The 25,673-nt window shown below is 74.3% G+C and carries 21 protein-coding genes; 5 read left to right on the top strand and 16 right to left on the bottom strand.

Annotated elements, in window-relative coordinates:
* Positions 1 to 57: 57 nt before the first annotated feature.
* Positions 58 to 705 (bottom strand): Crp/Fnr family transcriptional regulator, encoded by a 648-nt coding sequence (locus AC3EQ1_RS05385; protein ID WP_432093096.1) that lies wholly within the window; start codon positions 703 to 705, stop codon positions 58 to 60.
* A 324-nt stretch (positions 706 to 1,029) separates the two neighbouring features.
* Between AC3EQ1_RS05385 and AC3EQ1_RS05380 the strand changes: the two genes are divergently transcribed.
* The 3 genes from AC3EQ1_RS05380 to AC3EQ1_RS05370 all read left to right on the top strand — a co-directional run bounded on the left by AC3EQ1_RS05380 (position 1,030) and on the right by AC3EQ1_RS05370 (position 3,788).
* Positions 1,030 to 1,752, top strand: coding sequence for a hypothetical protein (locus AC3EQ1_RS05380; RefSeq protein WP_432093095.1), 723 nt, complete (start codon positions 1,030 to 1,032; stop codon positions 1,750 to 1,752).
* A 518-nt stretch (positions 1,753 to 2,270) separates the two neighbouring features.
* A complete protein-coding gene (gene gntA, locus AC3EQ1_RS05375; protein WP_432093094.1) occupies positions 2,271 to 3,044 on the top strand; it encodes a guanitoxin biosynthesis heme-dependent pre-guanitoxin N-hydroxylase GntA in 774 nt (257 codons plus the stop codon).
* 285 nt (positions 3,045 to 3,329) lie between these two features.
* Positions 3,330 to 3,788 (top strand): hypothetical protein, encoded by a 459-nt coding sequence (locus tag AC3EQ1_RS05370; RefSeq protein WP_432093093.1) that lies wholly within the window; start codon positions 3,330 to 3,332, stop codon positions 3,786 to 3,788.
* Positions 3,789 to 4,185: 397 nt separating this feature from the next.
* Here the strand turns inward: AC3EQ1_RS05370 and AC3EQ1_RS05365 are convergent, their stop codons facing one another.
* From AC3EQ1_RS05365 to AC3EQ1_RS05315, 11 genes are all read right to left on the bottom strand, one after another.
* Positions 4,186 to 5,226, bottom strand: coding sequence for an SDR family oxidoreductase (locus AC3EQ1_RS05365; protein WP_432093092.1), 1,041 nt, complete (start codon positions 5,224 to 5,226; stop codon positions 4,186 to 4,188).
* Positions 5,227 to 5,246: 20 nt separating this feature from the next.
* The gene (locus tag AC3EQ1_RS05360; protein WP_432093091.1) at positions 5,247 to 6,518 is read right to left on the bottom strand and encodes a beta-ketoacyl-[acyl-carrier-protein] synthase family protein; all 1,272 of its coding nucleotides are present in this window, start codon (positions 6,516 to 6,518) and stop codon (positions 5,247 to 5,249) included.
* Positions 6,515 to 6,949, bottom strand: coding sequence for an acyl carrier protein (locus tag AC3EQ1_RS05355; RefSeq protein ID WP_432093090.1), 435 nt, complete (start codon positions 6,947 to 6,949; stop codon positions 6,515 to 6,517). The genes AC3EQ1_RS05360 and AC3EQ1_RS05355 overlap by 4 nt, the downstream gene beginning before the upstream one ends.
* 211 nt (positions 6,950 to 7,160) lie before the next feature.
* Positions 7,161 to 8,417 (bottom strand): class-III pyridoxal-phosphate-dependent aminotransferase, encoded by a 1,257-nt coding sequence (locus AC3EQ1_RS05350; RefSeq protein ID WP_432093089.1) that lies wholly within the window; start codon positions 8,415 to 8,417, stop codon positions 7,161 to 7,163.
* 122 nt (positions 8,418 to 8,539) lie between these two features.
* Positions 8,540 to 8,992 (bottom strand): type II toxin-antitoxin system RatA family toxin, encoded by a 453-nt coding sequence (locus tag AC3EQ1_RS05345; RefSeq protein ID WP_432093088.1) that lies wholly within the window; start codon positions 8,990 to 8,992, stop codon positions 8,540 to 8,542.
* A gap of 183 nt (positions 8,993 to 9,175) precedes the next feature.
* Positions 9,176 to 10,369, bottom strand: a complete 1,194-nt coding sequence (locus tag AC3EQ1_RS05340) for a GNAT family N-acetyltransferase (RefSeq protein ID WP_432093087.1) — start codon at positions 10,367 to 10,369, stop codon at positions 9,176 to 9,178.
* Positions 10,359 to 11,492: an acyl-CoA dehydrogenase family protein gene (locus AC3EQ1_RS05335; RefSeq protein ID WP_432093086.1), complete on the bottom strand. Its 1,134-nt coding sequence runs from the start codon at positions 11,490 to 11,492 to the stop codon at positions 10,359 to 10,361. Before AC3EQ1_RS05335 ends, AC3EQ1_RS05340 begins: the two co-directional genes overlap by 11 nt.
* 4 nt (positions 11,493 to 11,496) lie before the next feature.
* Positions 11,497 to 12,756 carry a cytochrome P450 gene (locus AC3EQ1_RS05330; RefSeq protein ID WP_432093085.1) on the bottom strand — a complete coding sequence of 420 codons (1,260 nt, stop codon included), beginning with the start codon at positions 12,754 to 12,756 and terminating at the stop codon, positions 11,497 to 11,499.
* A 302-nt stretch (positions 12,757 to 13,058) separates the two neighbouring features.
* Positions 13,059 to 16,088, bottom strand: coding sequence for an AfsR/SARP family transcriptional regulator (locus tag AC3EQ1_RS05325; RefSeq protein ID WP_432093084.1), 3,030 nt, complete (start codon positions 16,086 to 16,088; stop codon positions 13,059 to 13,061).
* 281 nt (positions 16,089 to 16,369) lie between these two features.
* Complete coding sequence (locus tag AC3EQ1_RS05320) at positions 16,370 to 18,349, bottom strand: AfsR/SARP family transcriptional regulator (RefSeq protein WP_432093083.1); 1,980 nt, start codon at positions 18,347 to 18,349, stop codon at positions 16,370 to 16,372.
* Positions 18,350 to 18,931: 582 nt separating this feature from the next.
* Positions 18,932 to 19,735, bottom strand: a complete 804-nt coding sequence (locus AC3EQ1_RS05315; protein ID WP_432093082.1) for an alpha/beta fold hydrolase — start codon at positions 19,733 to 19,735, stop codon at positions 18,932 to 18,934.
* An 83-nt stretch (positions 19,736 to 19,818) separates the two neighbouring features.
* On the opposite strand from AC3EQ1_RS05315, the gene AC3EQ1_RS05310 reads away from it, so the two are divergent.
* Positions 19,819 to 20,721, top strand: coding sequence for an aminoglycoside phosphotransferase family protein (locus AC3EQ1_RS05310; protein WP_432093081.1), 903 nt, complete (start codon positions 19,819 to 19,821; stop codon positions 20,719 to 20,721).
* 262 nt (positions 20,722 to 20,983) lie between these two features.
* On the opposite strand, the gene AC3EQ1_RS05305 is transcribed toward AC3EQ1_RS05310, so the two are convergent.
* A complete protein-coding gene (locus AC3EQ1_RS05305; RefSeq protein ID WP_432093080.1) occupies positions 20,984 to 22,156 on the bottom strand; it encodes an MFS transporter in 1,173 nt (390 codons plus the stop codon).
* 220 nt (positions 22,157 to 22,376) lie between these two features.
* Between AC3EQ1_RS05305 and AC3EQ1_RS05300 the strand changes: the two genes are divergently transcribed.
* Positions 22,377 to 23,345 carry a helix-turn-helix domain-containing protein gene (locus AC3EQ1_RS05300; RefSeq protein WP_432093079.1) on the top strand — a complete coding sequence of 323 codons (969 nt, stop codon included), beginning with the start codon at positions 22,377 to 22,379 and terminating at the stop codon, positions 23,343 to 23,345.
* A 490-nt stretch (positions 23,346 to 23,835) separates the two neighbouring features.
* On the opposite strand, the gene AC3EQ1_RS05295 is transcribed toward AC3EQ1_RS05300, so the two are convergent.
* The 3 genes from AC3EQ1_RS05295 to AC3EQ1_RS05285 form a co-directional block, all read right to left on the bottom strand.
* Positions 23,836 to 23,994, bottom strand: coding sequence for a hypothetical protein (locus tag AC3EQ1_RS05295; RefSeq protein ID WP_432093078.1), 159 nt, complete (start codon positions 23,992 to 23,994; stop codon positions 23,836 to 23,838).
* A gap of 203 nt (positions 23,995 to 24,197) precedes the next feature.
* Positions 24,198 to 24,563, bottom strand: coding sequence for a hypothetical protein (locus AC3EQ1_RS05290; RefSeq protein ID WP_432093077.1), 366 nt, complete (start codon positions 24,561 to 24,563; stop codon positions 24,198 to 24,200).
* Between the two features lie 158 nt (positions 24,564 to 24,721).
* On the bottom strand, positions 24,722 to 25,552 hold the full coding sequence (locus tag AC3EQ1_RS05285; protein WP_432093076.1) for an MOSC domain-containing protein: 831 nt from the start codon (positions 25,550 to 25,552) through the stop codon (positions 24,722 to 24,724).
* Positions 25,553 to 25,673: the final 121 nt, after the last annotated feature.

Genomic DNA, 25,673 nt, shown 5'->3' with positions numbered 1-25,673 from the left:
GGGGCGAGTGCCCACCGCAGGGCGCCCCGGAGGTGACGGCCGTCACAGGTCGAGGCCTCACTCCGCTGTCGTCCAGCGGCGTAAGGCCGCCATGTCCTTGATGACCACGACGCGGCGGGCCGTCTCCACCGCTCCGGTGTCCCGGAGTTGCTGCAGACCGCTGATGACGGCGTTCCGGGTGACACCGATGGACTGCGCGATCTCCTCCTGCGTCAGTCCGGTCAGCCGCAGCTCCTCCGGAGCGGCGCCGGTGACGGGTTCCGCCAGCTCCGCCAGCCGGACGAGCGACCTCGCGAGCCGCACCACCAGAGGGAGGGTGAGCCGTTCGGTCCGGTGCAGATCCGATTCGCGCAGCCGGGCCAGCGTCTGTCGCATCAGCGCCATGACGAGTCCCCGCTCCTCGACGAACCGGCGGAACCGCTGGGCCTCCAGCACGATCGTGGTGCACGGGCTGAGGGCGATCACATCGGCCGTCCTTGTCGTGCCGTTGAAGACCGAGACCTCCCCGAGGAGATCGCCCGGTCCGCGGAAGGCGAGCCATGTCGTGACCCCGTCGGCCTCGCGGCACACGACCTTCGCCAGGCCGTCGGTCAGCGCGAGCAGATGGGTTCCGGGGTCTCCCTGCCGCAGCATCACGCTGCGCTCGCGGAACCGTCGTACCGTTCCCTGGTCCCGCAGTTCACACCACACGTCGTCGGACAGCACCCCATGGCCTTCCCGGTGAGTTCGCCGGGCTGGTTCGTCACCCCGGCGGGGCGGTGCGCGCCGTGGACCGCCGCGTGCGGGCCCGCCCCCGGCGGAGACCTTCCCCCGTGGATCGTTCCAGCACACCCGGGATTGCGGGCCAGGTCAGGGCAGAGAGGGCCCGCGGCGGCCGACGGCCCGTCAGCCGCCGAGCCGACCGTTCCCGTGGAACCGACCACCTTCCGGCCGTTACCGGACCGCGGGCAATCCAACGCGAAGCGGCACCCGGCGGACGTCCGGTCGGTAGCATGTCGTTGCGGTTTCAACGACATTGGGGGTCGGGGCATGGACATCGCGGCGGAGTTGCCGGGACCCGACGACGCCCTCAAGTGGGCCTGGCTCGCCGCGTTCGGGCCCGGGCTCGCCTTCTCCCTCTTCGGGGTCCTGCTGCTGGTCTCGGCCTGGCTGGGCGCCGTGCGCAGCACCCGGCAGGTGGTGCTCCGGGCCAACGGCGCGGTGCGCGCCGGGCGGGCGCGGCTGAGCCGTATGCCGCGGGCGCAGGTCGGGGCCCTGCTCCTGCTCTCGTCCCTGCTTCTGGCACTGCTGACCGCCTGGGTCCCGGGGGTGCTGGTGATGGGCAACGTGGCGCGGTACGCGCTGGATTCCGCGTCGCAGGAGGAGTTCGTCGCCCTCGATCCGGTGGCGATGTGGGCGGACGGGTTGTGGACCCGGTGGGACGACATGACCGCGACGTACGTCCTGTGCGCGGTGATTCTCGCCGTGCTGCTCTGCGTCCGGCGGTCCTCCGCGGGGACCGCGGGCTGGGCCCTGGCGCTCTGCCTGCCGCAGGTGCTGTGGGTCGTGCCGATCGCCGCGGAGACACTGTTCACGCTGCTCCTGGGGCTGCCGTCGGCGCTGTTCGGGCAGGGCTCGGGCCTGGCGGAGGTGCCGCGCAACCTGGTGTTCGTCGGGGTGTTCGCGATGTACTACGGATCGTGCGCGGGCGCCCTGGCCGCGGCCCAGCGGCTGGGACTGCTGTGGCTGGGTCCGGCGGCGGCCGCGGGCTGAGCGGCGCGGGCGGCGGAACCGGCGGGCCGGGAGACGGGCGGGCCAAAAGACGAGCGGGCCGGGAGCGGCGGGCACGTGGGCCCGCCGCGGACCCATGCGCCCCTCGCCGGGGCCGCCGGCGGGACCGCCGGAGGGTGGCGGCTCGGACCGTACGCTCCCTGAGCGCCAGTGACTTGTACACGCCACCGGTACGTGTGGCATGCTCCGCACAGACCGCACGATCACACCTCGCCGATCCCGCCCGTCATCACCCTTGGTGCCGTTCACTGCGCCGACAGTGATCCGAAGGGCCCGGGTGGGGGCGAATCACAGGGGTGGATTTCGTCGATCGGCCCTCCGCAGTGACAATCACCGTGGTGCCTCTCCCCCACACCGCGGTGAAACCGCACTGCGCCCGCCCGGCGGACCTCCTGCCTGGGCGAACGCACGGATTCACACGCGGGGGCCCGGGAGCGGTCGCCTCGGTATGCAAGAGCTGATCTCCCTCGGGGAGGGATGTCATGGGAAGGAGGCCGGCCATGAGTGCGGACGCACGTGGTGAGGTCGAGAAATTCTTGCTGGGAGACAGGTTCTCCTGTCTGGCGGGTCGCTCCGCCTGGCGCCAGGGCGGGATCGCTCACCATCATTACGAACGGCTGGGCGATGTCGACGCGGCCCGTCTCATGGCGCGTGACCTCGAGGCCTATGTGCGCTCGGCGGACTGGAGCGCCCGGTCGTTCACCAGCTTCGTGGCGACCTTCGCGGAGCCCCGCGGCGTGGACGAGCTGGAGTTCGAGCAGCTGCTCTGGCAGCAGCTTCAGCTGCTGCACGAGTACGACGCGGAGTCCCACCGCTGGGCCGAGGGGTACTCCTCGGACGCCGGGTCCGGGAAGTTCGCGTTCAGTGTCGCGGGCCATCCGTTCTTCGTGATCGGCCTGCACGAGACGCACGTCCGGCTCGGCCGGCGGCCTCCCTTTCCGATGCTGGCCTTCAACTCCCACGAGCAGTTCACCCGTATCAAGGGCGCCGGGATGTGGGACCGGCTCGCGGAGAAGATACGCAAGCAGGACATCAAGCTGCAGGGGAACATCAACCCCAATCTCCACGAGTACGAGCAGCTGTCCGAGGCCCGGCGGTACTCCGGCCGCCCGAAGCCCGCGGACTGGCAGTGCCCGTTCTCGGCCCGCGAGACGGCGCATGACGCGGTCCGGGAGCCGGAGCTGGAGCCGGCGCCCGTCCGGGAGCCCGCGCGGGAAGCGCTGCGCGAGTCCGGGCGGGAGCCCGAGCGGGAGCTGACCGCCCACGTGGGCTGAGCGCCTGCGCCTGTCGCCCGGCACCGCCGTGGCCCCGGCGGCCGTACCCCTGAGGGTGCGGCCGCCGGGGCGCATCCGGCCGCGTCCCGTTCCCCGGTCCCGCCCGGTCTTCGCCCGGTCCGTGTCCGGGGCCGCTTCCCGTCTTCGTCCCGTCCGTGGCCGGTGCGGAATCCGGTGAGCGGATCGGGCCGCCGGTCCGTATCTCCCAGATGGCTCCGGTCGGCACCGGGCCGACGGCAGGGCAGCGGCACAGCGGAACGGAGACGTGGGGTGGCCGGAGTGCTCATGGGAAGGCGTACCGGACGGCGCCGGCAGGGGGACGGCGCACGCCGTGCGGCGGCCGCGGCGGGGAGTCTGATGGTCCTCGCCCTCGTGGCGGGCTGCGGCTCGGCGGACGGCTCCGGGGCGGCGGACACGCCGCGGCCGAAGCCCCGCGCCGTCGCTCCCGCGCCCGCGAAGGTGGAGCGGATCGCCGCGTTGACCGGCTGCAAGGTCAACATCCGCACGGAGGCGGACGAGCTCCGGGAAGGGGTCTGCCGGACGTCGGCGGGCGACTACCTCATCACCACCTTCCCCAAGGAGAAGTACAAGCTGACCTGGCTGGACAGCGCGAGCATGTACGGCGGGAAGTACCTCGTCGGCCCGCGGTGGGCCGTCAGCGGGAAGCCCGGCGTGCTGGAGCGGCTCCGGGCGAAGGTCGGCGGACGGATCCAGGAGCTGAGGGGGCCCGGCGGCGGGGGCTGATCCGGCCGCTCGTGGCCTGGGCCCGCCATGGCCCTGATGAATCCGGGGCCCTGACCCTTCGTGGCGCGTCCGCCGGGGCGCACCCGTGGGGACCCATCCGTAAGGGGCGCTCCGTGGCGCGCCGTCGTGCCGGAGGCGCTGCGGGAGCACCTCCGGCACGACGTCACGGGTTCCCGGCCTTCCCGACGTCACGGCCTTCCCGACGACGTCACGGGCCTTCCCGACGACGTCACGGGCCTTCCCGGCGTCACGGCGTCACGGCCTTCCCGGGATCGGGCGGCACGGCGTCACGGCATCGACCGTGTCCGCGCCGCCGCGCAAGCCGGCCCGCGGGCCGCCCGGGTCCGGGAGGGGCACCCCGCCCGGCCGGAGGCCCGGCGCGGCCTCTGCGACACCGTCACGCGGCGTTGATCAGGGTCCACGGGACGGGGCGGCTGAGGGCCTGGCGCGGCTTGCTCTCCGCCCAGTGCCGCACCGACGCCGCGAGCACTCCGCCCGGGTCGGTCACCTTCCGGGTCGGTTCGAAGGGCTCCCCCATGCTGGTGTAGCTCTGGAACATCGCGAGCAGCCTCACCGCCTGCTGCTGGACCGGGGAGAGCCACTGCTCGGCCAGGGGCAGGAAGAAGCGGTTCCAGCTGTCCGTGGACACCGTCGGCGGCTTGGCGATCGGCTCCACGCCGTGCTCGGCCCGGAAGGCGTTCAGGGTGTCGCAGGTGATCTGGACGAGGGTGTCCAGCCGCAGGCTGTCCGGCCCCGCCGCGATCACCTCGGTGCGGGGCGCGGAGGGCGCGGGGCCCAGGGCGGCGGCCGCGACGGCCTCGGCCACCTCGTCGACCGGGCTGATCTCGGCGAAGCCGCCCGGATCGCCGACGACCACCGCCGCCAGCCCGGAGACCAGCGCGGGGAAGAGGCTGTACGGGCCGGAGAAGCGGGCGATGTGCCCGTCCCCGCGGCGGCCCATGACCAGCGGCGGGCGGACGATGGTGACCGGCCCCCGGTGCTCGGTGGTGACGATCTCCTCGCACCGGGCCTTGGACCACTCGTAGCCGTTGCGGTAGCCCTCGAACTCCGCGCCGCGGAGGTCCTCCGGGGCGCGGACGCCGCCGACGTAGGCGGTGGAGACGTGCACCACGTGGGTGTCGGGGCCGGCCAGTCGGAGAACGTCGCGCAGGGTGCGGATGTTGGCGTCGGTGGCCTCGTCGCGGGTCATGGTCCAGCGGGTGGAGGCGGCGGTGTGCACGATGACGTCCCACGGCCGGCCGGTGAGCGCGTCCGGCGCGGGTTCGGCGCCGATGTTCCACCGCACCGGGGTGTCCCCGGCGGCGCGGCGGGCGGTGTGCACGATCTGCGGGCCGGTACGGCCGGCGGTCCCGGCGGCGAGCCGGGCGGCCACCTCGGTGCCGACGACACCGGCCGCGCCGGTGACAAGGATGCGCATGGGTGAGCTCCTGGGGTCGTTCAGGTGGCGGGCTGGAGGACCAGGCAGACGTTCTGTCCGCCGAAGCCGAAGGAGTTGGAGAGCACCGGGGCGCAGTCCACGGCGCGGGCGGCGCCGGCGACCACGTCGATCCGGTCGGCCTCGGACGCCTCGGTGAGGTTCGCGACCGGCGGGACGATCCGGCGCTCGGCGCAGACCAGGGCGATCGCGGCCTCCAGGGCCCCGGAGCCGCCGATGAGGTGCCCGGTGACGCCCTTGACGGAGGTCACCGGCGGGGCCTGGCCGTTGAAGCACCGGTGGATCGCCGCGGCCTCGGCGCTGTCGTTGGCCTGGGTCGAGGTGCCGTGCGCGTTGATCTGGCCGATGTCGGAGGGCAGCAGTCCGGCGTCGGCGATCGCCTCGGCCATGCACGCGGCCGCGACCTCGCCCTCCGTGTGCGGGGCGACGATGTGGTGGGCGTCGGCGTTGGTGGCGTAGCCCGCGACCTCGCCGAGGATCCGCGCCCCGCGGGCGGTCGCGGCCTCGAGCCGTTCCAGGACGAGGACGGCTGCGCCCTCCCCCATGACGAAGCCGTCCCGGCCGGCGTCGAACGGGCGGCTGGCCCGCTCCGGGTCGTCGTTACGGGTGGACAGCGCCTGCATCCGGGAGAAGCCGCTGAGCATGAAGGTGGTCACCGCGGAGTCGAAGCCGCCCGCGACGGCCGCGTCCAGCTCCCCGTACCGGATCCGGCGGGCGGCCTCGCCGATGGCGGTGGCGCCGCTGGCGCAGGCGGTGGTGTAGGTGACGCACGAGCCCTGGAAGCCGTAGCGCATCGCGACCCGGGCGGCGGCCGAGTTGGCCATGGTCCGGGGCACGGAGAACACCGGCATCCGGGTGGGCGCTGCGTCGTGGTCGCGCACCAGCCCCTCCATCGTGGGGAGTCCGCCGATGCCGGTGCCCAGGTGGACGCCCACGCGTCCGGGCGGCAGTCCGGGCAGGGCGGCCTGGCCGACGGCGTCCACGGCGGCGCACAGGGCCAGTTCGGTGGGGCGGTCGATCTGCCGGAGCTCCCGGCGGGTGAGGTAGGGGCCGAGGTCGAAGTCGGGCACCTGGCAGGCGAAGTGCACCGGCGAGCCGCCCTCGATCAGCTCCTTGCGGGGTGCGGCGGCGGTGGAGCCGGCGGCCAGGACGGTGTCCATGACCTCGTCGAGGGTGACTCCGGCCGGGGACTTCACGCCGATGCCGGTGACGACGACGCGGTGCCGGTCCGACGGCCGGCGGGCAGGCGCGGGAGCGGGCGGGCGCGCGGTCATGTCCGGTCGGCCTTGCGCTCGGCGAGAAGTTCGACGGCCTGGCCGACGGTCTCGGCGCGGACCAGGTCCTCGGCGGATATCTGCACGTTCAGGGCGCGTTCGAGGTGGGCGCCGATCGACATCAGCTCCAGGCTGTCGATGCCGTACTCGGCCCGCAGGTCGGTCCCGGCCACGATGGCGTCGGGCGTGGTGCCGAGGACCTCGGCTGCGGCCTCGCGGACCGCGGTGAGCAGGTCGGCGTGGGTGGTGCCGGTGCGGGGGACGTCGGTGGGGGACGTGCCGGGGGCGGACGTGCCGGTGGCGACGTCGGGGGCGGACGTGCCGGTGGCGACGTCGGGGGCGGACGTGCCGGTGGCGACGTCGGGGGCGGGCGTCCTGGTGGCGGCGTGCTGCGTGCGGGCTTCGGCTTCGGTGGATCCGGTGTGAGTCAACTGGGTTCCCTGGTGGTGTGGCTGGAACGGGTCGGTGGGCCGGCTCCGGACGGTCGGCCGTCCGGAGCCGGTGCGCCGGCGCGAGGCATGGTGGTGCCGAGGCGCGGGGCACGGTGGTGCCCAGGCGCGGGGCCGGGGTAGTGCCGGGGAGCGGGGCCGCGGTGGTGCCGAGGCGCGGGGCCGCGGCGAGGCCGGGGCCCCGCGGTGGCGGTCAGTCGTGGAGGCCGGCGGTCGCCGCGCCCAGCGCGGCGTCGAGGATGCTCAGCGCCTCTTCCAGCTCCGCCTCCGTGGTGGCCAGCGACGGCAGTAGACGGATCGTCGTCGGGCGGCTCAGGCAGGGCGAGACGAGCAGCCCGTCGCCGGCCAGGGAGACCACGACCTCACCGGCCGCTCCGGGAGTGCTGAGGTCGAGGCCCCAGAGCAGCCCCCGGCCGTGGAACCCGCTCAGCACCCGGGGATGGCACTCGTGGAGTTCGCGCAGGCCGGCGGCGAGCCGGTCGGCCAGCAGCCGTCCGTGGCCGGAGAGTTCCTCCACGGTCTCCAGCGCGGCGGGCAGCGCGGCGCAGCTCAGCGGGTGTCCGCCGAAGGTCGCCGAGTGCAGGAACGGGTCGGTCGCCAGCGGCCGGTAGAGCTCCTCGGTGCAGACCACGGCGGACAGCGGCATCACGCCGCCGCCGAGCGGCTTGCCGACGAGTACGGCGTCCACGGGCAGCCCGTCGGCGAGGGCGACCGAGCGCTCCCCGCAGCGGCGCAGCCCGCACTGGATCTCGTCGGCGATCGCGAACGCCCCATGGGCGTGGGCGTCCTCGCACCACTGCCGCAGCACGTCGGTGCGCAGCGGCACGGCGCCGTTCTCCCCCTGCACGGGTTCGAAGATCACCGCTGCCACGGGCCCTTCGGCCACCTGCCGCCGGACGGCGTCCGGGTCGTCGGGGTCGAGGTGGACGACGTCGACCGCGCAGCCCAGCAACCCGGTCCGGAACAGGGGGCTGTGGGTGAGGGAGAGGGCTCCCAGGGTCTTGCCGTGGTAGCCGCCGGTGACGGCGAGCACCCGTTCCCGCCCGGTGGCGAGCCGGGCGAGCTTCACCGAGACCTCGACGGCGTCGGCACCGTTGAGACCGAAGTAGATCTTGGGCAGCCGGCCGCCGAGGTAGTCGGCCAGGTGGGCCGCGGCCTCGGCGGCCACCGGGTTGGCCAGGCTGCGGGTCGAGGTCGGCATGACCTCCAGCTGCCGGGAGACGGCCTCGACCACCCGGGGGTGGCGGTGGCCGACGAGCGTGACGGCGTAGGAGCCGAAGTCGAGCGCCGAGCGGCCGTCGGAGAGGGTGACGCGCGAGCCCAGGGCGCTGGACTCGACGGCGCCCCGGCCGGCGAACTTGCCGGTCAGCGCCAGCTTCGGGGACTGGTGGCGGCGGAGTTTGTCGAACACCTCGCCGCTGGGCGAGGCGGTCATGGCATGGGGACCCAAGGGGACCTCCTGCGGGAGTAGGGCGCGCCCGGCGAGCCGGGCGGTGGCGGACGGGGAGGGCGGTCCTGACGGGCGGGCCCGGCGCACGGCGCCGGGGCGGCGTACGGGTGGCGCGCCCCGGTTCACCGGCCGGCCGCGCCGGTCAGCCGCCGTTCCAGCGCCTGGAGCATCTGTTCGGCGTTCTCCCGCAGCGCGGTGGCCGCGACGGGGTTGAGCATCTCGGCGAGCAGCGGGATGCCGATCTCGAACTCCACGGTCAGGGACACCAGGCTGCCGCCGTCCTCGCCCGGGCGGACGGCCCAGTGGCCGACGAAGTGCGCGAGGTCGCCGCTGACCTGGTGGAAGTCGAAGCGTCGGGCCGCGTGGTCGAGTTGCTCGGACTCCACCCACTCCAGGACGGAGCCCTTGAGGTGGACCGACCACGCCGTGGTCCGGCGGTCCTCGCCGGAGCTCTCGACGACGGTGACGGACTGGACGCTGTCCATGCAGGCGGGGTACGCCTCGACATCGACGACGGCCTGCCAGCTGTCCTCCGGCGGTGCGGCGATGGGGAGTTCCACGTCGACACGGGGCATGGTGATCTCTTTTCGATGAGAGCGGTGATGAGCGGTGGTGGTGAGCAGTGGTGCGGTTGGTGCGGGACGGGCGGCCGGTCCCCCCGGCCGCCGGTCCCCCTGGTGGCGTCCGCCGGTCAGCCGGTTGGCTCCGCCGGTCCCGGCTTCCGGGCCCGGACTCGGGCCCGGACTCGGGCCCGTTCCTCAGGACTTGGGGGCCAGGGCCTGCTCCCGGGCGGCCTTCAGGGCCCGGGGCAGCAGCAGGCGGAGGACGGCCCGGGGCAGCCGTCGGGTGTGGGTGATCGCGTAGCTCTGTTCGACCAGTTCGCAGCCGAATTCACGCTTCGGTTCGTAGGCGGTCTGGGCGAACCGGATGTGCCGGCAGCCCCGGCTGATCGCCAGTTCGATCGCCGCGTAGTGGAGGTTGTGGTAGAGCCGCGCCCGGTGGGCCAGCCGGTAGTCGAGGCCGATCCGGGTCCCGACCGCGCCCCGGCCCCGGAACAGGCAGTGCAGGTAGGCGACGAGGCGGTCGCCCTCGAAGCAGGCGACGAGCCGCTGGTCCACGTCGCCGGTGTCCGCGAGCGCCCGGACGAACGTCTCGTCCAGCACGTCCAGCGTCTGGTCGGCACGGTCCATGACCTGCCGGTAGAGCTCCATCATGGCCGGTATCAAAGGGCCGAACTCCTCCAGCACCTCGATGCGCAGGTCCTGGTGGGCCCGGAACTTGCGAATCTTGCTGCGGGCGTTGCGGCGGGGCTTGGCCGGCAGCGATCCGAGGTAGCTCTCGAAGTCCCGGTGCCCGAGGGTGAGTTCGGTGTCGGGCAGACCGGCGGCGGTGAAGAACCCCGCCTCGTCCAGCGCCGGGCGCAGCGCGTGGAGCTCCTCCGGGGCGAAGTCCTTGAAGACGACCGTGCCCAGGCGGTGCCCCCGGGCGAAGTCCAGGACCTCGCGCACCAGTGCCGTGGCCACCGGGGCCGGCAGCGGGCCCTGGCCGGCGAGGTGTCCCTGGCCCAGGAAGTTGCCGCAGAAGAGCATCGGCACCCGGGTCAGGCGGGGCAGCCGGCGGGCCACCGGGGCCAGCAGCCGCCGCTCCTGAGGCCCCACGACGCGCTCCAGTTGCAGGCCGCTCACCGCGCTGAGCGGCAGGACCGCACAGGGGTGTCCGTCCCGGCGCACCAGCAGGCAGGCGTACCCGTCCGGGCCGATCGCGGATCCTTCCATGGCCGCGAACACCCCCTGGGCCCACATCGGGTCGTCGGCCGGCGTCAGCGCGTCCCACACCTCCGGCGGCACGTCGCCGGGGCTCGTCAGCCGCTGCACGGTGTAGCGCGGGGCCGCCGGCGCGTCCGGTGCCGGGCGGGCCGGGCCGCCGCCGGTGCGGACGTCCTCAGCCGACATGCAGCGGCCCGCCGTCGAGCGCCGCGCACAGCGGCTCCGCCATCCGCCCCCGGGACGGCGGGTGGAAGTTCAGGCCGGCGGCGGCCGAGGCCAGGTAGGTGCCCTCGTCGGAGGAGATGAAGGACATGCCGCCGAGCGTCTCCAGCGCGGTCCGGGTGGTGCGTCCGATGGCGTCCTGTGCGGCGTAGCGGGCCGTGAGGGCGTCGGTGAGCAGCCCTTCGCCCCAGGTCTGCGACTCCCGCATGGTCCGGGCCACCGCTTCGACGGCGAGCATCGCCGCGCCCAGGTCGGTCACCAGCTCCGCGCGGACGGACGCCGGGGCACGGCCGTGTCGCAGCACCCGTTCCACCAGGGCGCTCGCCGTGCCCAGGTATCCGGCGGTCATCAGCAGCTCGAACCAGAGGAATCCGGCGATGTGCAGGGAGTCCAGGACGGCGTCGGCCCCGACCTCGGTGAGGACCACCATCTGCGGATCGAGCGCCACGTCCTGGAGGACCACTTCCTCGCTCTCGGCGCCGGCCAGCACCGTGCTGCGCCAGAACGGGCGCACGGACACCCCGTCGGCGTCGGCCGGGACGATGGCCACGGCCAGCCGGCTCTCGCCGCTGTCGTCCGTCATCTCCACGGAGGCGGTGAGCAGGTCCATGGAGTGCGCCAGACTGCACGGCTTCTTGCTGCCGTTGAGCACCACCTCGCCGCCGCGCCGCTCGGCCCGGATGGCGGGCCGCAGGATCGACTGGCCGGTCTGTCCCTCGGCGAACCCGGAGGCCAGCAGCATCCGTTTGCCGACGATCGCCTCCAGCAGCATCCACTCGAAGCCGGCCCCGTGCTTGGCGGTCTCCACCAGGCTGGCGACGGAGAAGTGGTGCATGGTCGTGGCCACGGCCAGGGACGGGCACCGGGCGCCCACGGCCCGCTGGACCCGTACGGCCTGCAAGGGGTCCGCGCCGATACCGGTGTTCTGCGCGGGCACCAGCAGGCCCGCACCGCCGGCCTCGCGGAACGCGGCGACGGCGGGGCTGCCGGGCCGCTCCAGCTCCGCCAGCGGGTGCCGGGCGAGCGCGGCGTCCAGGCCGGGCAGCAGGGTGTCGAGCGCCTCGCGCTCGGTGTCCAGGAATCCCATGGCGTCAGTCCTTTGCTGTGGTCGCTGTGAGGGACGGGGAGAGAGCGGTGCCGTCGATGGTCAGGGGCAGGTCCTCGTACACCCGGAGGCTGAAGGACTCCCGGCGCACCGGGGGTCCGGCCGGGGCGAGGCCGGGGAAGCGGGTGAAGAGGCGGTCGACGGCCACCGCGCCCTCCAGGCGGGCCAGTGCGGCGCCCAGGCAGTAGTGCGGGCCGGCGCTGAAGCTCAGCACCTTGCTTCCGGTCCGGCGGATGTCGAAGCGGTGCGGGTCGGTGAACTGGGCGGGGTCCCGGTTGGCCGCCGTGAGCACCGTGGTGACGTTGGCGCCGGCCGGGATCGTCACGCCGCCGATCCCGGTCCGCTCGCCGGCGATCCGCTCGGTCATCTGCACCGGGGTGTCCCAGCGCAGCGCCTCCTCGACCGCCTGGGCGGCCAGGCCGGGGTCGGCCGCCAGCAGGGCCCGCTGGTCGGGGTGGGCCAGCAGTGCGTGGGTGACCAGGCCCAGCATGGCCGTGGTCGTCTCGAAGCCGGCGACGAACACCAACAGCAGGGTGTCCACCAGCTCCCGGCGGGACAGCCGCTCCTGGCCCTCCTGCGCCTCCAGCAGCACCGTGGCGAGGTCCTCACGGGGATCGCTCCGGCGGCGGTCGAGCAACTCCTCGAAGTAGTCGCGGAGTTCGACCACCGCGGCGTCGGCCCGCGCCCAGTCCTCCGGGGTGCGTACCGGTTCCAGCAGCCGGCTGGCGTCGCTGCCCAGCCGGCGGAACCGGGGGTGGTCCTCGGCCGGGACCCCGATGAGCTCCCCGACGACCGCGACGGGCAGCGGATAGCCGACCAGTTCCTGGAAGTTCGCCGAACCCTCGCGGGCGGCGGTGCCGGCGAAGGTGTCGAGCAGCCCGTCCGTCAGTCCCTCGACGGCCGTGCGCAGGGCGGCGACACGACGCGGGGTGAATCCGCGGCCGACCAGCCGGCGCAGCCGGGTGTGGTCGGGCTGGTTGGCGCGGAGCATCGAGGCGTAGAAGAACTCGGCCGCGGGATGGTCGCGCCAGTCCGAGAGGTGCTCCTCGCACCAGCTCAGGTCCGGGGTGCGGAAGGCCGCGTCGGTCAGCACCGCCTGGCAGTGCTCATGGGTGGTCAGGAAGTAGGTGTCGAGATCCTTGTCGTAGTAGACGGGTGCGGTCTCGCGGAGCGTTTCCAGCGCCGGGAAGGGGTTCTCCCGCCCTTCGGGCGTGAAGAGGGAGAAAAGCAGGGCCTGGGGGTCCAAGGGATTCCTCAGCAGATCGGCGTGCGGCCCCGGGGTACCGCGCGATGCCCGGGCCGCCGTGGCGCGCTCGTCCGGTGCGGCGAACGTCCGCGTCAGGCGTTGGTCAGAGCCTGGCAGCGCTGTGCTCGCACGCCCTCAACAGCGCATCAACGGCACATCAACCGGGCTCCGTTCACGCCTCCTCCGGCGGGACCGGGGCGCCGTCCGAAGGGCACGACGACGGCGCCCCACCGCGGGAAGCGGTGGGGCGCCGAAGGTGGGTACGGGTGCGGGCGCGCCTGCGGTGCGGTGGGCGCCCGGGGTCAGCCGGCGGCGAGCCGGGCCTCGACGTCCGCGGCGTCCGGCATCCCCAGCCGCCGGAGGATGCCGAGCGCCGACCGGTAGTGGAAGGCCGCCTGTTCCGTACGGCCCCGGGCGCCGTACGCGTGGCCGAGCTGGGTGAGGGCCCTGCCCAGCAGGTACGCGTCGCCGTGCCGGGTGGCGATCTCCCGGGCCTCGGCCGCATGGCCGATCGCCTCCTCGGGCCGGCCCGTCAGGTTGTACGCCTCGGCGAGCCCGCCGAGGACCAGCGACTCCCGGAACGAGGACCCGGTCCGGCGCCACAGCTCCAGACTGGAGTGCAGGCACTCCAGCGCCTCGTCGGGGAACCCCGCGTACAGCAGGGTCTGGCCCAGCGCCCGCAGCGCGTTGGCCTCGCCGCCGCTGTCGTCGCGGGACCGGGCGAGCGCGACCGCGGCCCGCCCCGACCGCACGGCCTCCCCCGGCCGTCCGGTGGCCAGCAGGGCGAGGCCGAGGTAGCCGAGGGTCAGGGCCTCGCAGCCGGGGCTGCCGGTCTCCCGGGCCAGCGGCAGCGCCTCCGTGAAGTGCTCCAGGGCGGCCGGGAAGTCGCGCAGGGCCAGCGCGCAGCCGCCGAGGGCGTTCAGGGCGTGCGCCAGCAGCGTCCGGCGGCCCTCGCGGCGGCAGATGCCGGCCGTGGTGCGCAGGTGGGGCACCGCGGCGGCCATCTCGAACCGCATCGCGAACGCGCCGCCCAGCATGTAGTGCGCGGCGGCCTCGGCCGGGGCGTCGCCCGAGCGTTCGGCCGCGTCCCGGACGGCGCGCGCGGCCCGCTCCAGGTTCCGCGTCCGGGTGCTGTTGCGGCCCAACGGGTCGGTGGCCAGCAGCAGTTCGGCACAGAGGGACGCGGGGGCGCGGGGGACGCCGGCGACCTGCTCGACGAGGGCGAGCAGGGTGGCCTGTTCGTCGAGCAGCCAGGCCGCGGCCTGCTCCTGGGAGGCGAACGCGGCGACGGGCCGCGGCCCGGTGCCGCGCCGGGCCGCCCCGGTGGGCTCCTCGTCCGTGGGGAAGGCGTCGTCCGGGGTGGCGAGCCGGTAGGCGTCCCGGGCGAGGGCCAGGGACGAACGCAGCAGCCGGACCAGCGCGGCATCGCGCTCGGCGGCGGGCAGCCCGTCGGCCGCGGACTCCCGGGCGAAGAGCCGCAGCAGGTCGTGGTAGCGGTAGCGGCCCGGGGCCGGCGACTGCAGCAGGCTCGCGTCCACCAGCGCTTCGCAGAGGTACTCGGTGGCGTGCTCCGGGCGGTCCAGCAGGGCGGCCGCGGCGGACCGGGACAGCTCCGGGACGGCCGGCAGCGCGAGGAGGCGGAACGCCCGCAGCTGCTCGGCGGTGAGCAGTCCGATCCCCAGCCGGAACGTCGGCTCGACGGCGGCGGTGTCGCCGCTCAGCTCCGCCAGCCGGCGGCGCTCGTCGGCGAGTGCCCGGGCGAGCTCCGCGACCGGCAGGGCGGGCCGCGCCGCCAGCCGCGCCGCGACGATCCGCACAGCCAGGGGCAGCCGGCCGCAGTCAGTGACGAGCGCGCGGGCCGCCTCCTCCTCGGCCCGCACCCGCCGGTCCCCCACCAGCCGGGCCAGCAGGGCCAGGGCGGCGCTCTCCGTCAGCTCCTCCAGGTCGACCAGGGTCGCGCCGCTCAGCCCGGCGAGCCGGGTGCGGCTGGTGACCAGGACGCCGCAGCCGGGGCCGGCGGGCAGCAGGTCGCGCACCTGGTCCAGGTCCCGGGCGTTGTCGAGGACGAGGAGGACCTGCCGGTCGGCGAGGAGCGACCGGTACAGGGCGGCGCGCTCGGCGGACTCCACCGGGAGGTGGGCCGGGGCCACGCCCAGGGCCCGCAGGACGTCGCCGAGCACCTGGTTCGGGTCCGCCGGGCGGCGGTCCATGCCGGACAGGTCGACGAAGAACACCCCGTCCGGGAAACGCCCGCGGACGGCGTGGGCGACCCGTACGGCCACCGCGGTCTTACCGACGCCGCCCATGCCGCTGATGGCGCTGAGCGCCACCACCCGGCCCTGCTCCAGGGCGCCTTGCAACTGCTCCACCACGGCGTCCCGGCCGACGAGGTCGGTGATGTCCGAGGGGAGGTTCAGGGTGACGGACACCGGGGCGAGCGGCCGGAACGGGGCGGCGGGGGTCACGGCGGGCGTCGTCGGGCCGTCGTCGCGCCCGCGGAATACGGTGTGCCCGAGGTCGGGCGAGCCGCCGTCACGGGCCCGCTCACCGGCCAGGATGCGCCGGTGCACCTGCTCCAGTCCGGCGGTCGGCGCGGGGCTTCCGCCCCCGTTCAGGGCGCGGCGGGTGCGGGCGTAGACCTCCAGGGCCTCGGTCTGCCGGCCCGTCTCGTGCAGCGCCGTCATCAACAGCTCCTGCAACCGCTCGCGCCGCGGGTGTTCCTCGGCGTGGGCCCGTAACTCCTCGACGGCGCGGGCGTGGCCGCCGAGCGTCAGCTCGACGGCCCAGCGGGCCTCCACCGCCGCCAGCCGCCGCTCCCGCAGGGCGGCGCGCTGCGCGGCGGCGAACGGCCCGGGCACCCCGGCCAGCGGCTCGCCGTACCAGAGCTCCAGCGCCGCGTCGTACAGCCGCCGCGCGTCCTGCGGGCGTCCGGCGCACAGCGCCCGCTCCGCGCTGCCCACCCGGCGGTCGAAGACCGTCAGGTCCAGGGCGTCCGGCTCCAGCCGCAGGGCGTACCCGTGGGGCCGGGTGACCAGGACGCGGGCCGGGGTACGGGGCGGACGGCCGGGCTCCAACAGCTCGCGCAGCCGGGCGACATGGCCGCGCAGCGAACCGGCGGCCCGGGCCGGCACGCGGGCTCCCCAGACCGCGTCGACGAGCGTCGCGGTGCTGCCGCGGCGGCCGTGGCGCAGCAGCAGTGTGGCCAGCAGGGCCGCGCACAGCGGCGGCCGCACCTCGGTGTCCCGGCCGCCGGCCCGGACATGCAGCGGGCCGAGCACCTGGAAGGAGAGGTCCGGCGATCCGGGCGGCGGGACGGGATGGTGGGACGGCACGAAGGGTCTCCCTGGGGGTCGGTGGCCCTGGGACCGGGCCCGCAGGCTGCCGACTGGCCGGCGGAGCCGCCTGCGTGGTGCTCCGCCCCTGATCATTATCGGAGTACGGCCGGCGGGCCGGGGACCGGTGCGGTTGGTGCGGCAGGTGACGGGCGGCGTGCGGCGTGCGGCGTGCGGCGTGCGGCGTGCGGCGTGCGGCCAGAATGCCGGGTGGCCGGTGCGGTCGGGTGGCGGTGCGGTCGGGTGGCCAGGCCGTCGGGCCGGTCGTGGCGCCGGTGCACTCAGGACGCCAGGTCGTCCTGCCCGCCCGGGCGCAGCCGTCGTGCCGCCGCGCCGCCGCGGCCGCCGTCGTCACCGGGGGCGAAGAGGATCTCCGCGTACGGGCCGCCCTCCCGCCCCGGCCCGCCGCCCGCCTCCCGGGCATCGGCGAACTCCGGGGCGCCGACGAACTCTTGGAGCAGACCGTGGATCCGGTAGTGCCCGGGAGCCGCGGACTCGACCCAGCTGACGTCCACCAGCTCCTCGCAGAGGTCGTGTGCGGCGTGCGCGGACCTGCCCAGGGCTCCGGTCAGTGCGGCCGTCCCGATGATCCCGTCCTCGTCCGCGGACCGGGCCACCGCCGGGAGCACCCGACGGAGCCGGACCGGCAGCCGGGCGTACTCCCGCTGGAACACCCCCTCCACGGAGAGGTCCGCGACACGCAGCCCGGCCGGCCGGTTCCGCCCGGACACCCCCTCCACCACGGACGCGACCGTCCAGGACGGCCGGGTCGCGAGCCGCATCGCGAGGATGCGCACGGCCAGCGGCAGACCTCCGCACACCTCGGCCAGCCGCGCGCACGCCTCGGGTTCGGCCGCGACCCGCTCCGGGCCGATCGCCTTCTCCAGCCAGGCGAGCACCTCGTCCGGGGTGAGCGCGTCCAGATGTGTGTGGCCGGCACCGGCCGGCGCCGTGGTCCGGACACCGCTGGTGATCAGTGCGGCGCAGGCCGGGCCGCCGGGCAGCAGGGGCCCGATCGGCTCCGGGTCGGTGACGTTGTCCAGGAACACCAGGACCCGGCGTTCGGCGAGTTCGGTGCGGTACAGGGAGACCCGGTCGGCGACGCTCTCCGGGATCGGCTCGACCGGCCCCCGGAGAGCGCGGAGGAACGACCCCAGCACACCCGCGAGATCCGCGGGCCCGCCGTCGGGGGCGCGCAGATCCGCGTAGAGCTGCCCGTGCGGGAAGTGGCCGCGTACCCGGTGGGCTGCGTGCACGGCCAGCGCGCTCTTGCCCACCCCGGCCATACCTGAGACCAGCACCACGGGCACCGCCCGGCCGACGGCCGTGGTGAGTGCCCCGGTGACCCGCTCGACGGCCCCGTCACGGCCGGTGAAGTCGGCGAGGTCGCGCGGGAGTTGTGCGGGCCGGTGGTAGCCGCTCCGCATGGTGCCGGTCCCGGACGCCGTCGCCCCTTCCGGGAGGGCGCCGGGGGCGGGCGCACCTGCCGGGGCCCGGCGCAGGGGGAGGCTGCCGGCCAGCGATGCCATCTCGTGCCCGGGGTCGAGACCGAACTCCGCGGCGAGGACCCGCCGGGTACGTTCGTAGACGGCCAGCGCCTCCGCCTCCTGGCCGCTGAGTACCAGCGCCCGCATGAGCAGTTCACCGAGGCGCTCCCGCAGCGGATGGCGTTCCGTCAGTTCACGCAGCTCGCCGAGCACCGCGGCCTGCTCCCCCAGCTCCACGTCGAGCGCGAGCCGGGACTCGAGGGCGGAGAGCCGCCGTGCGGACAGCCGGGCCCGTTCGGCCTCGATCCCCGGACCACCGAGTCCCGCCAAGGGTTCCTCACCCCACAGGGCCAGCGCGGTCCGCAGCAGCTCCCGCGCCTCGCCCGGGCGGCCCGCCGCCCGGGCGAGCTCCGCCGCGGCCACGTCCTGTTGGAACCGCCCCAGATCCACCGCCTCCACCGGGACCCGCAGCACATAGCCGCCGTGTTCGGACACGAGCACGGCCGGCGCGCCCCCGGTGCCGTGGCGGGGCTCCAGCAGCTTCCGCAGGCGGGAGACATAGGTCCGCAGCGCGCCGACGGCCCGAAGCGGAGGATCCTGCCCCCAGACGCCGGCCACCAGCCCGTCCACCGACAGCGGCGCCCCCTGACGGAGCAGCAGCAGCGCCAGCAGCGTCCGCTGCTGCCGCGATCCCAGCTCCACCTCTTCCGTGCCGCGCCATGCGCGCAGTCGATCGAGCAGCGCGTAGCGCACCGTCTCAGCCCCGGCGGTCATTTCATTCCCCATGCACTGTCTCGCCCAGCAGGCCCGGATGCGACCGGCACTCCGGCCACCTCCGTAACACTCCCCCACCAGGGAAGGAGCCATGAATCGCCCCAGCGGTTTGTTTGCCGCCCGGAAAGAGATTCGCGTCATAGTGCCGCCGCGCGACAAGGCCGGCCGACACCGGGGTGGGTCGGAGGGCGCGCCCGGGGCGGGGTGGAACGGCATCGGCCGGCCCGGCCGGATCGGACCCCGGGGGCCGTCGAAGGGCTCAGCGGGAACCGGTCCGTTCGGGGCCGACGGAGCGGCGCAGCACGCAACGCGGCTCGTGAGGGGCGGTATACGGTCGGTAACACCGGCGCGGAAGCGGAATCGCCCGGCCACGGCGGAATCCGCGCGAGAGCCGGGCAACTCCTCGACCGGACGTCCGTGACGTGTCCGGGAGATGGTGAGGCAGGCGGGATGGGCAGGGGCGCGCGGGCCCGTGTCCCGGTCGCACTCGGATGAGTCCGCGCGGTCGGCCCCCGTGGTCGGCCCCACGTGGTCGGCCTCACGTGGGGCCCAAGTCACGGGCCGCCTGCGGCCGCAGTCCCGTTACGCCTGGTCCTGGGCCTGGGCCTGGCCCTGGCCCTGGGCCGCGAACGCGGCCGCGGTGGCGCGGGTGAAGGCTTCCGGATTGTCCAGCATGATGTTGTGCCCGCAGTCCGGGATCGGCACCACGGCCACCCCCGCCGCGGCGAGCGCGTCGGCCCCCGGGAGCGGGCCATCGGCCTCGGGCAGCAGGTAGGTACGGGGAATCGTCAGGCGCAGCAGGAGTTCGCGCATGGTGGGGACGCTGCCGCGGGTGAGGTGGACCGCGCTGCGGTGCAGGGCCTCACGACCGGCCAGACGCATGGTGGCCCACCAGTACGCACCGGACCGGTCCCGGACCTCCTCCCAGCCGCCCGCCAGGAACGCCTGCTCGGAGTAGGCGGCGATACCGCTGCTGCCGAGGGCGCCGGGCCGAGGCGGGAGCGGGTCGAGGTTGGCGTCGGCCAGGACCAGCCGGGAGACCAGATGCGGGTGCCGGGCGGCCAGGACGATGGCCACCGAACCGCCCATGCTGTGCGCTATCAGCTCCGCGCCGGTGACGCCCGCGGAGATCAGGGCGTTCGCGAGGGCATCGGCGTGCGACTCCAGGGTGTAGTCGAAGCCCGTCGGCCGATCGCTGAGGCCGTGACCGAGCAGATCGACCAGCAGCGAGCGGCGGCCGGCCAGCAGGGGGTGGACCGCGACCTCCGCGAAGTAGGCGGGGGAAGTGGCGCCCAGACCGTGGACGTAGACGCGGGAGGGTTCCTGCCCCGGCAGCTCCACCCAGCGGATCCGGTCGCCCTCGGGCGTTACAACTGCCTGACGCACAGTCTGTTCCTCCTGCTATCGCGGCCAATTCCGATACGAGAGTAATCATTTGAGCTCCGTCATCAGGGAGGGATGATGTTGTGATGGAAGCGACCACCCTGCATGCCGATGAGGTCCGGACCGACGCCGCTCTCGTGGGTCGGCTCGTGGCGGGGCAGTTCCCCGACTGGGCCGAGTTGCCCGTCCGCCCCGTTCCCACCTCCGGCACGGATCACCGCGTCTACCGTCTCGGGGACACCCTGTCCGTCCGCATGCCGCGCGTTGCCGGGGCCGTGCAGCAGGCGGTGACGGAAGGAAAGTGGCTTCCGGTGCTCGCCCCGCGGCTGCCCCTGCCCATTCCCGCCCAGGTGGCGGTGGGCCGGCCGGACGGGGACTACCCCTTCGACTGGTCCGTCTACGCGTGGCTGCCGGGCGAGGCCGCCACGCCGACAACCGGTGACACGCCGCAAGTAGCCACCGCACTGGCCGAGTTCGTGACCGCGCTGCGGGCCGTAGCCGCCGACGGCGGTCCGCTGCTCTCCCACGGCTCCCGGGGCGGGCCGCTCGCGGGCCTGGACGCCTCCGTGCGCCGCGCCGTGGCGGAGCTCGGCGACCGTGTGGCGGGAGCGCACGTGCTGCGGTCCTGGGAGCAGTCGCTGACGGCCGAGCCCGCATCCGCCGTGACGTGGATCCACGGCGATCTCCTGCCCGGCAACCTCCTCCTCGCCGGGGACCGGCTCTCCTCGGTGATCGACTTCGGCTGTCTGGGCGTCGGCGACCCTGCCGTCGATCTGCTGCCCGCCTGGAACCTGTTCACCGGGGCGAACCGCGCCGAGTTCCGCGCACGGACGGCCGCCGGGCCCGCCGCCTGGCTGCGCGGCCGCGGCTGGGCGCTCGCGCAAGCGGTGACGGCGCTCCCGTACTACTGGGACATCAACCCCGCCATGGTCCGCCAGGCGTCCCATGCCCTGGGGCAGGTGCTGGCGGACACCGAGGCGGGCTGCTGACCGGCCGCCGGCACGGCTCACGGGTGTCGGCGGGCGGCCCTTTCCGGTGAACGGGTGGCCTGCCGACGACCGCTCGGCGGCACCCGCTCCCCCGCACCGCCCGACACGACCCGCTCACTCCCACCGCCGACACCACCCGCTCACCGGCACCACCCGCTCACCGGCACCAGGCATCGGGCACCCGACACCCCCCGCACCCCGGCACCCCGGCATCGGGCACCCGGCAGCCTCGCGTCCCCGCCACGAACAGGATCCGCCCCGCTCACCGGTAGCGGGCCCGCCCCGCGGCCGCCGCCACCGTCAGGGGCACCGTCAGCACCGCGGCGAGCCAGAACAGGGGCCGGTAGGCGTGGTGGTCCGCGGTGGAGGCCGCGAGGCCGGTCGCCAGCGCGCTGCCGACGTACAGGGCGACGCCGAACATCGCGACCCCGGTGGCGCGGGCGGCAGGGACCAGGGCCGTCGCCCAGGACTGGATCGTGGAGTGCAGGAAGGACCAGCCGCCGCCGAGCAGCAGCGCCGCCACCACCAGGGCCGGGACGGACTGGCTCCAGCCGGCGAGCAGATGGGCCAGCCCGGTCTGCACCCCGCCCACGACGATCAGGCGCACCGGTGTCCACCGGCCGACCAGGCGCGCGACGAGCCGCGCCGCCGCCATCGACCCGGCCCCGTACAGCGCCACGACCGCCCCCGCCAGCGGGACCGGCACTCCGCGGGCTTCCAGCGCCGGTGCCAGGTAGGTCAGGAAGCCCAGCAGGACGGCTCCCTCCAGCAGGGCCACTGCCATGACGAACCACTGCCACCCCGAGCGCAGCACCACACGGAACGGGGCCAACGGCGTGCGGGGCCGCTCCCGTTCGGGTTCGGGCAGTCGCCGCAGCCGCACCGCCAGGCCGGCCGCGAGGAGTCCGGGCAGGGCGAAGACGAGCCGCCAGCTCAGCCAGTGGGCCAGGGCGCCCGCGACCACGGACGCCGTCGCCGTCCCCAGGGCGAAGGCGGTCATCAGCTCGCTCAGCGGGCGCTGCCGCACCGCCGCGGGCACCGTGTCCCCGACGTAGGTCAGGGACGCGGCGATCGCCGCCGCGAAGCAGCCGCCGGCCAGCATGCGCGCCCCGATGAGCATCGGGGCGTTGCACGCCGCCGCGGAGGCCAGGGCGGCCACGGCCGCGCCGCCGAGCGACACCCGCATCGCCCACACCCGGCCCCGGAGATCGCTGACCAGGCCCCACACCGGCTGCATGAGGCCGTAGGCGAGGTAGTAACCGCCGGCCGCGAGGGCCACCGTCGGTAACGGGGCGCCCAGCCCCGGGCCGATGAGCACCAGCATGGGGGCGATGCAGAAGCGGTCGAAGTTGCTGACGAATCCCGCGGTGCGCAGCAGCCGCAGGGCGGACGGCGGCAGGTGGGTCACCGCCGGCGAGGAGAGTGTGGTGGACATGGTCGGGCGCGCCTTCCGGGGCTTCGACGGGTTGGATGAACTCCGCACACATGCGGTGGAGTTGACTTCAGTTCAGCACCGGAACCACCGACGCGGACGTCGCCGGCTATTACCCTTTCTGACAGGCAGTCGGGAGACCGGCGTCTCCCGGCTCCGACGGCCCGTGCGGGACGCCCCGGTGCCCGCAGGCGGACGTCCACGACCCCGGAGGACCGGCACCATGGCACGCGGCAGGCCGTCGGGCCCCGCCCGATCCGCGCAAACGCCCCACGCCGCCCCCGAGGCCGAACTCGGGGCCTTTCTGCGCTCGCGCCGGGAGCGGCTCGCCCCGGCGGACGTCGGGCTGCCGGAGACTCCCGGCCGCCGGACACCGGGGCTGCGGCGCACCGAGGTCGCGGACCTCGCCGGGATCAGTACCTCCTGGTACACGTGGCTGGAACAGGGCCGGGTCCGCACCTCCGAGCAGGTGCTGCGCGCGGTGGCGACGGCGCTGCGGCTGGATCCCGCAGAGCGCGCGCACGTGCTGTCGTTCCTGGCGGGGCACCGGCCGCCCGCCGCGGCGCCCACCTGGGTGTCCCGCAATCTGCACAGCCTGGTGCGGGCCATGACGCCGCATCCGGCGGTGGTCCTCGACCCGCACTGGGACCTGTTGGCGTGGAACGACGCGTACGCCGCTCTCCTGACCGATCCGGCCCGGCTCCGCCCCGGGGAGCGCAACCTCCTGTGGCTGGTCTTCCACTGGCCCGGTGCCCGCACTCTGCTCGCCGACTGGGAGCAGGAGGCCCGTGCCCTGCTGGGGCAGTTCCGCGCCCGGGCCGCGCGGTCGCCGCAGGACGCGCGGTTCGCCGAGCTGATCGGCGCCCTGCTGACCGACCCGGACGCGGCGCGCTGGTACCGGCGGCGGGAAACGGCCGGATTCCAGCCCGCGGTACGGCACTTCAGGCACCCGACCGCCGGTGATCTGCGCCTGCGGTACGTGAAGCTGGCCGCGGTCGACGAACCGGGCCACCACTTCCTGGCGTATCTGCCCGACGACGACGCCACCGAGGGGGCGTTGCGCACGCTGTCGGCACCGGGCGGCACCCCGGCCGCTGTTCCGGCCGGCACGCTGCCGGCGCCGCCCGAAGCCCCGGCCGGTCGGGATGCGGCAGACCGCACCGGACCGGGCACGAACGCGCCGCTGTGCTGACGACGCCTGAGGACCCGGTGCTCCGAGGTCGAAGGCCCTGCCGGCCCCGGTGCTCCGCGGCCGGCAAGCGAAGCGGGGCCCACCGGCGCCGACGGACCACCGGTCGAGGGACCGGCGGCCGCCATGAGACAGGGCGGGAGGCACCGGCGCGGCGCCTCCCGCCCTCATGCGACGGCAGCGCGCATCCCGTTGGGAACCAGCGCACGACGCAGCGCCTCTCACCCCCTGGAGAAGCCGTGTGGGCCACTCCGCCCCACGCCGCGAGGAGTTGCAGATGATCGGGATGCTGAGCACCGGCGAGAAGATCACGGCGGTGCTCGTCACCGTCCTGGCGATCGGCCTCGCCTTCGGCGCCTTCACGTGGTTGAAGCGACGCTGACCCGCCCCTGGTTCGCCGGGAACGGGTGACACCTCGACGGCCCGACCTCCCTGCGCCGGCATTCCGGCGTCGGGGTGTCGGGCCGTCGAGGCCTGGTGGTGCAACGGTGCTTCACCGGTGGACGAGGAGGAGGACGGTGTCGTCGATCAGCCGTTCCCGCCGGAGCCGGATCAGTTCCTCCTTCTTGGGCTGCAGCAGCGCGCGGTGCAGCTCCGCGGCCTTCCGCTCCGGGCGGACCGGCCCCCATCCATGGATCGGACTGGTGCTCATCACCGCGGAAGGCCCACCCCCGGCCAACGGCAGGAGGCGGGCCCTGTATCCATGGGTCATGCCGGAAGGCATGCTGCGGAAGGCTTTCGATGACGGCCTCAGCGGCTGTCACCCGAGTGAGCGGCCCGCCGACAGTGAGTCCCTGCTCGGGACGTTGCACTCACCCGAACAACCGGGTCGGGCACGAGCGTCGACGCGTGCCGTCAGGTGCGGACCTTCGAGTAGGCGCAGGTCCCGTCCTCGATGTCGTCACCATCGATGAGGCAGACGTTCAAGGCGATCGTCTTTCCCTCGGGGAAGGACAGATTGTGGCTGGTGGAACCGCCGGTCCTGTTCGTGATGGAGCGGCCACCGACGTACGCGGTGACTCCCCGGCCGTCCGCGAAGCGGTCGACGAGCTGTACGGTCTCCCCGTCGCTGAAGAAGATCGCCTCGCCCGCGCCGGCCTTGAAGTTGCCCCACTTCTCCGTCGCGACGTACCCGTTGGCACTGGCCGGAGACGCGAGGGCCATCGTCAGAACAGCGCCGGATGCCAGCGCCCCGAAGACCTTCGCTTTTCCCCTGAACATGCAGAAATCAACTCCCCGTTGTGGTGCAGTCGTGCAGGTGCACTTTCCCTTCCAGGCTAGGTGCACCGGGTCGGCGGGGCCAATGCATTCACCTCGCCGACCGGTCCCCACCCGACCTGTGAAGGTCCGGTGAATGGCCGTCACCTGCTCCTCTCATATCAGCCCGTTCCGTCCGCCATCCATTCGGTGACGGTGAATTCATCTCCCACCGCCAGTTTCCCGGTCCGGACCACGGAGAATTTCGAGCCGAAAGCCACACCGCCCCCGGGCGCCCGCCGGTAGGAGGCGAAGGTCCGCAGTGGCTCCGGTCCGGCCTTGGTACCGGACTCCTGGTCGACCATGGTGACGGCGCAGCGGAGAGCCGGTTTGGCGAACCCCAGCTCGGTATCGCCCACTTCGGCCCGGAGCACCCGGTCCTCGGTGTGCGGCTCGTGCCACCCGTCCAGCACGATGTTCGGCCGGAACCGGGTCATCGGAAGGGGCGGCTTTCCCGCTGCCGCCAGCCGCTCATTGAGGTCGTTGAAGCTGGCCAGGGAAAGGATGTGCAGCGGGCTGCTGTCGGCGTAACCAGAGGTGCCCGGAATGAGGCCGTCGGCCACCCGGTCGTGCTCCGGTGGTACACGCACCAGCCGGCAGTCCGTACCGAGCGTCCCGGACAGCCAGTCGGCAGCCGCCTCTCCCTGGTCGATACCACGGAATTGTTCCCCGAAGAGGTCGATGTCCCTCCGCGGCGAGGTGGTGTCCACCTCGATGTGAACAGACCCACCTCCCTCTATTCGTAAGGTGAGTCGGGTGCCGTCGGAGCTGACGTCGGGCCGGATCACCGCCAGCAGCGGATCGGTACGCTGGGTGCGGAACACACCCCGATCACTGACGACCAGGAAACTGCGGTCGTGCGGGAGGCCTGCCGGAGTGAGTCCGGCCTCCGTCAGCGGAACCCCGGCGCACCCTTTGACGGGGTAGGTGATCAGTTCGTTGACTGTGGGCATGCGGGCACCCTATGAGCCCCCGCCATCGGCATAACACCGTTTCCACAGTGACCGGTTGCGCCGTGCGTCAGCGGCCGATCGAGCCGTGCATCACAGGTGTCGGGGCAACCGGAGGAGCGGT

It is taken from the genome of Streptomyces sp. bgisy100, assembly GCF_057709105.1.
Note: the sequence above shows the minus strand (reverse complement) of the source record. Positions and strands in the feature narration are given on the sequence as shown.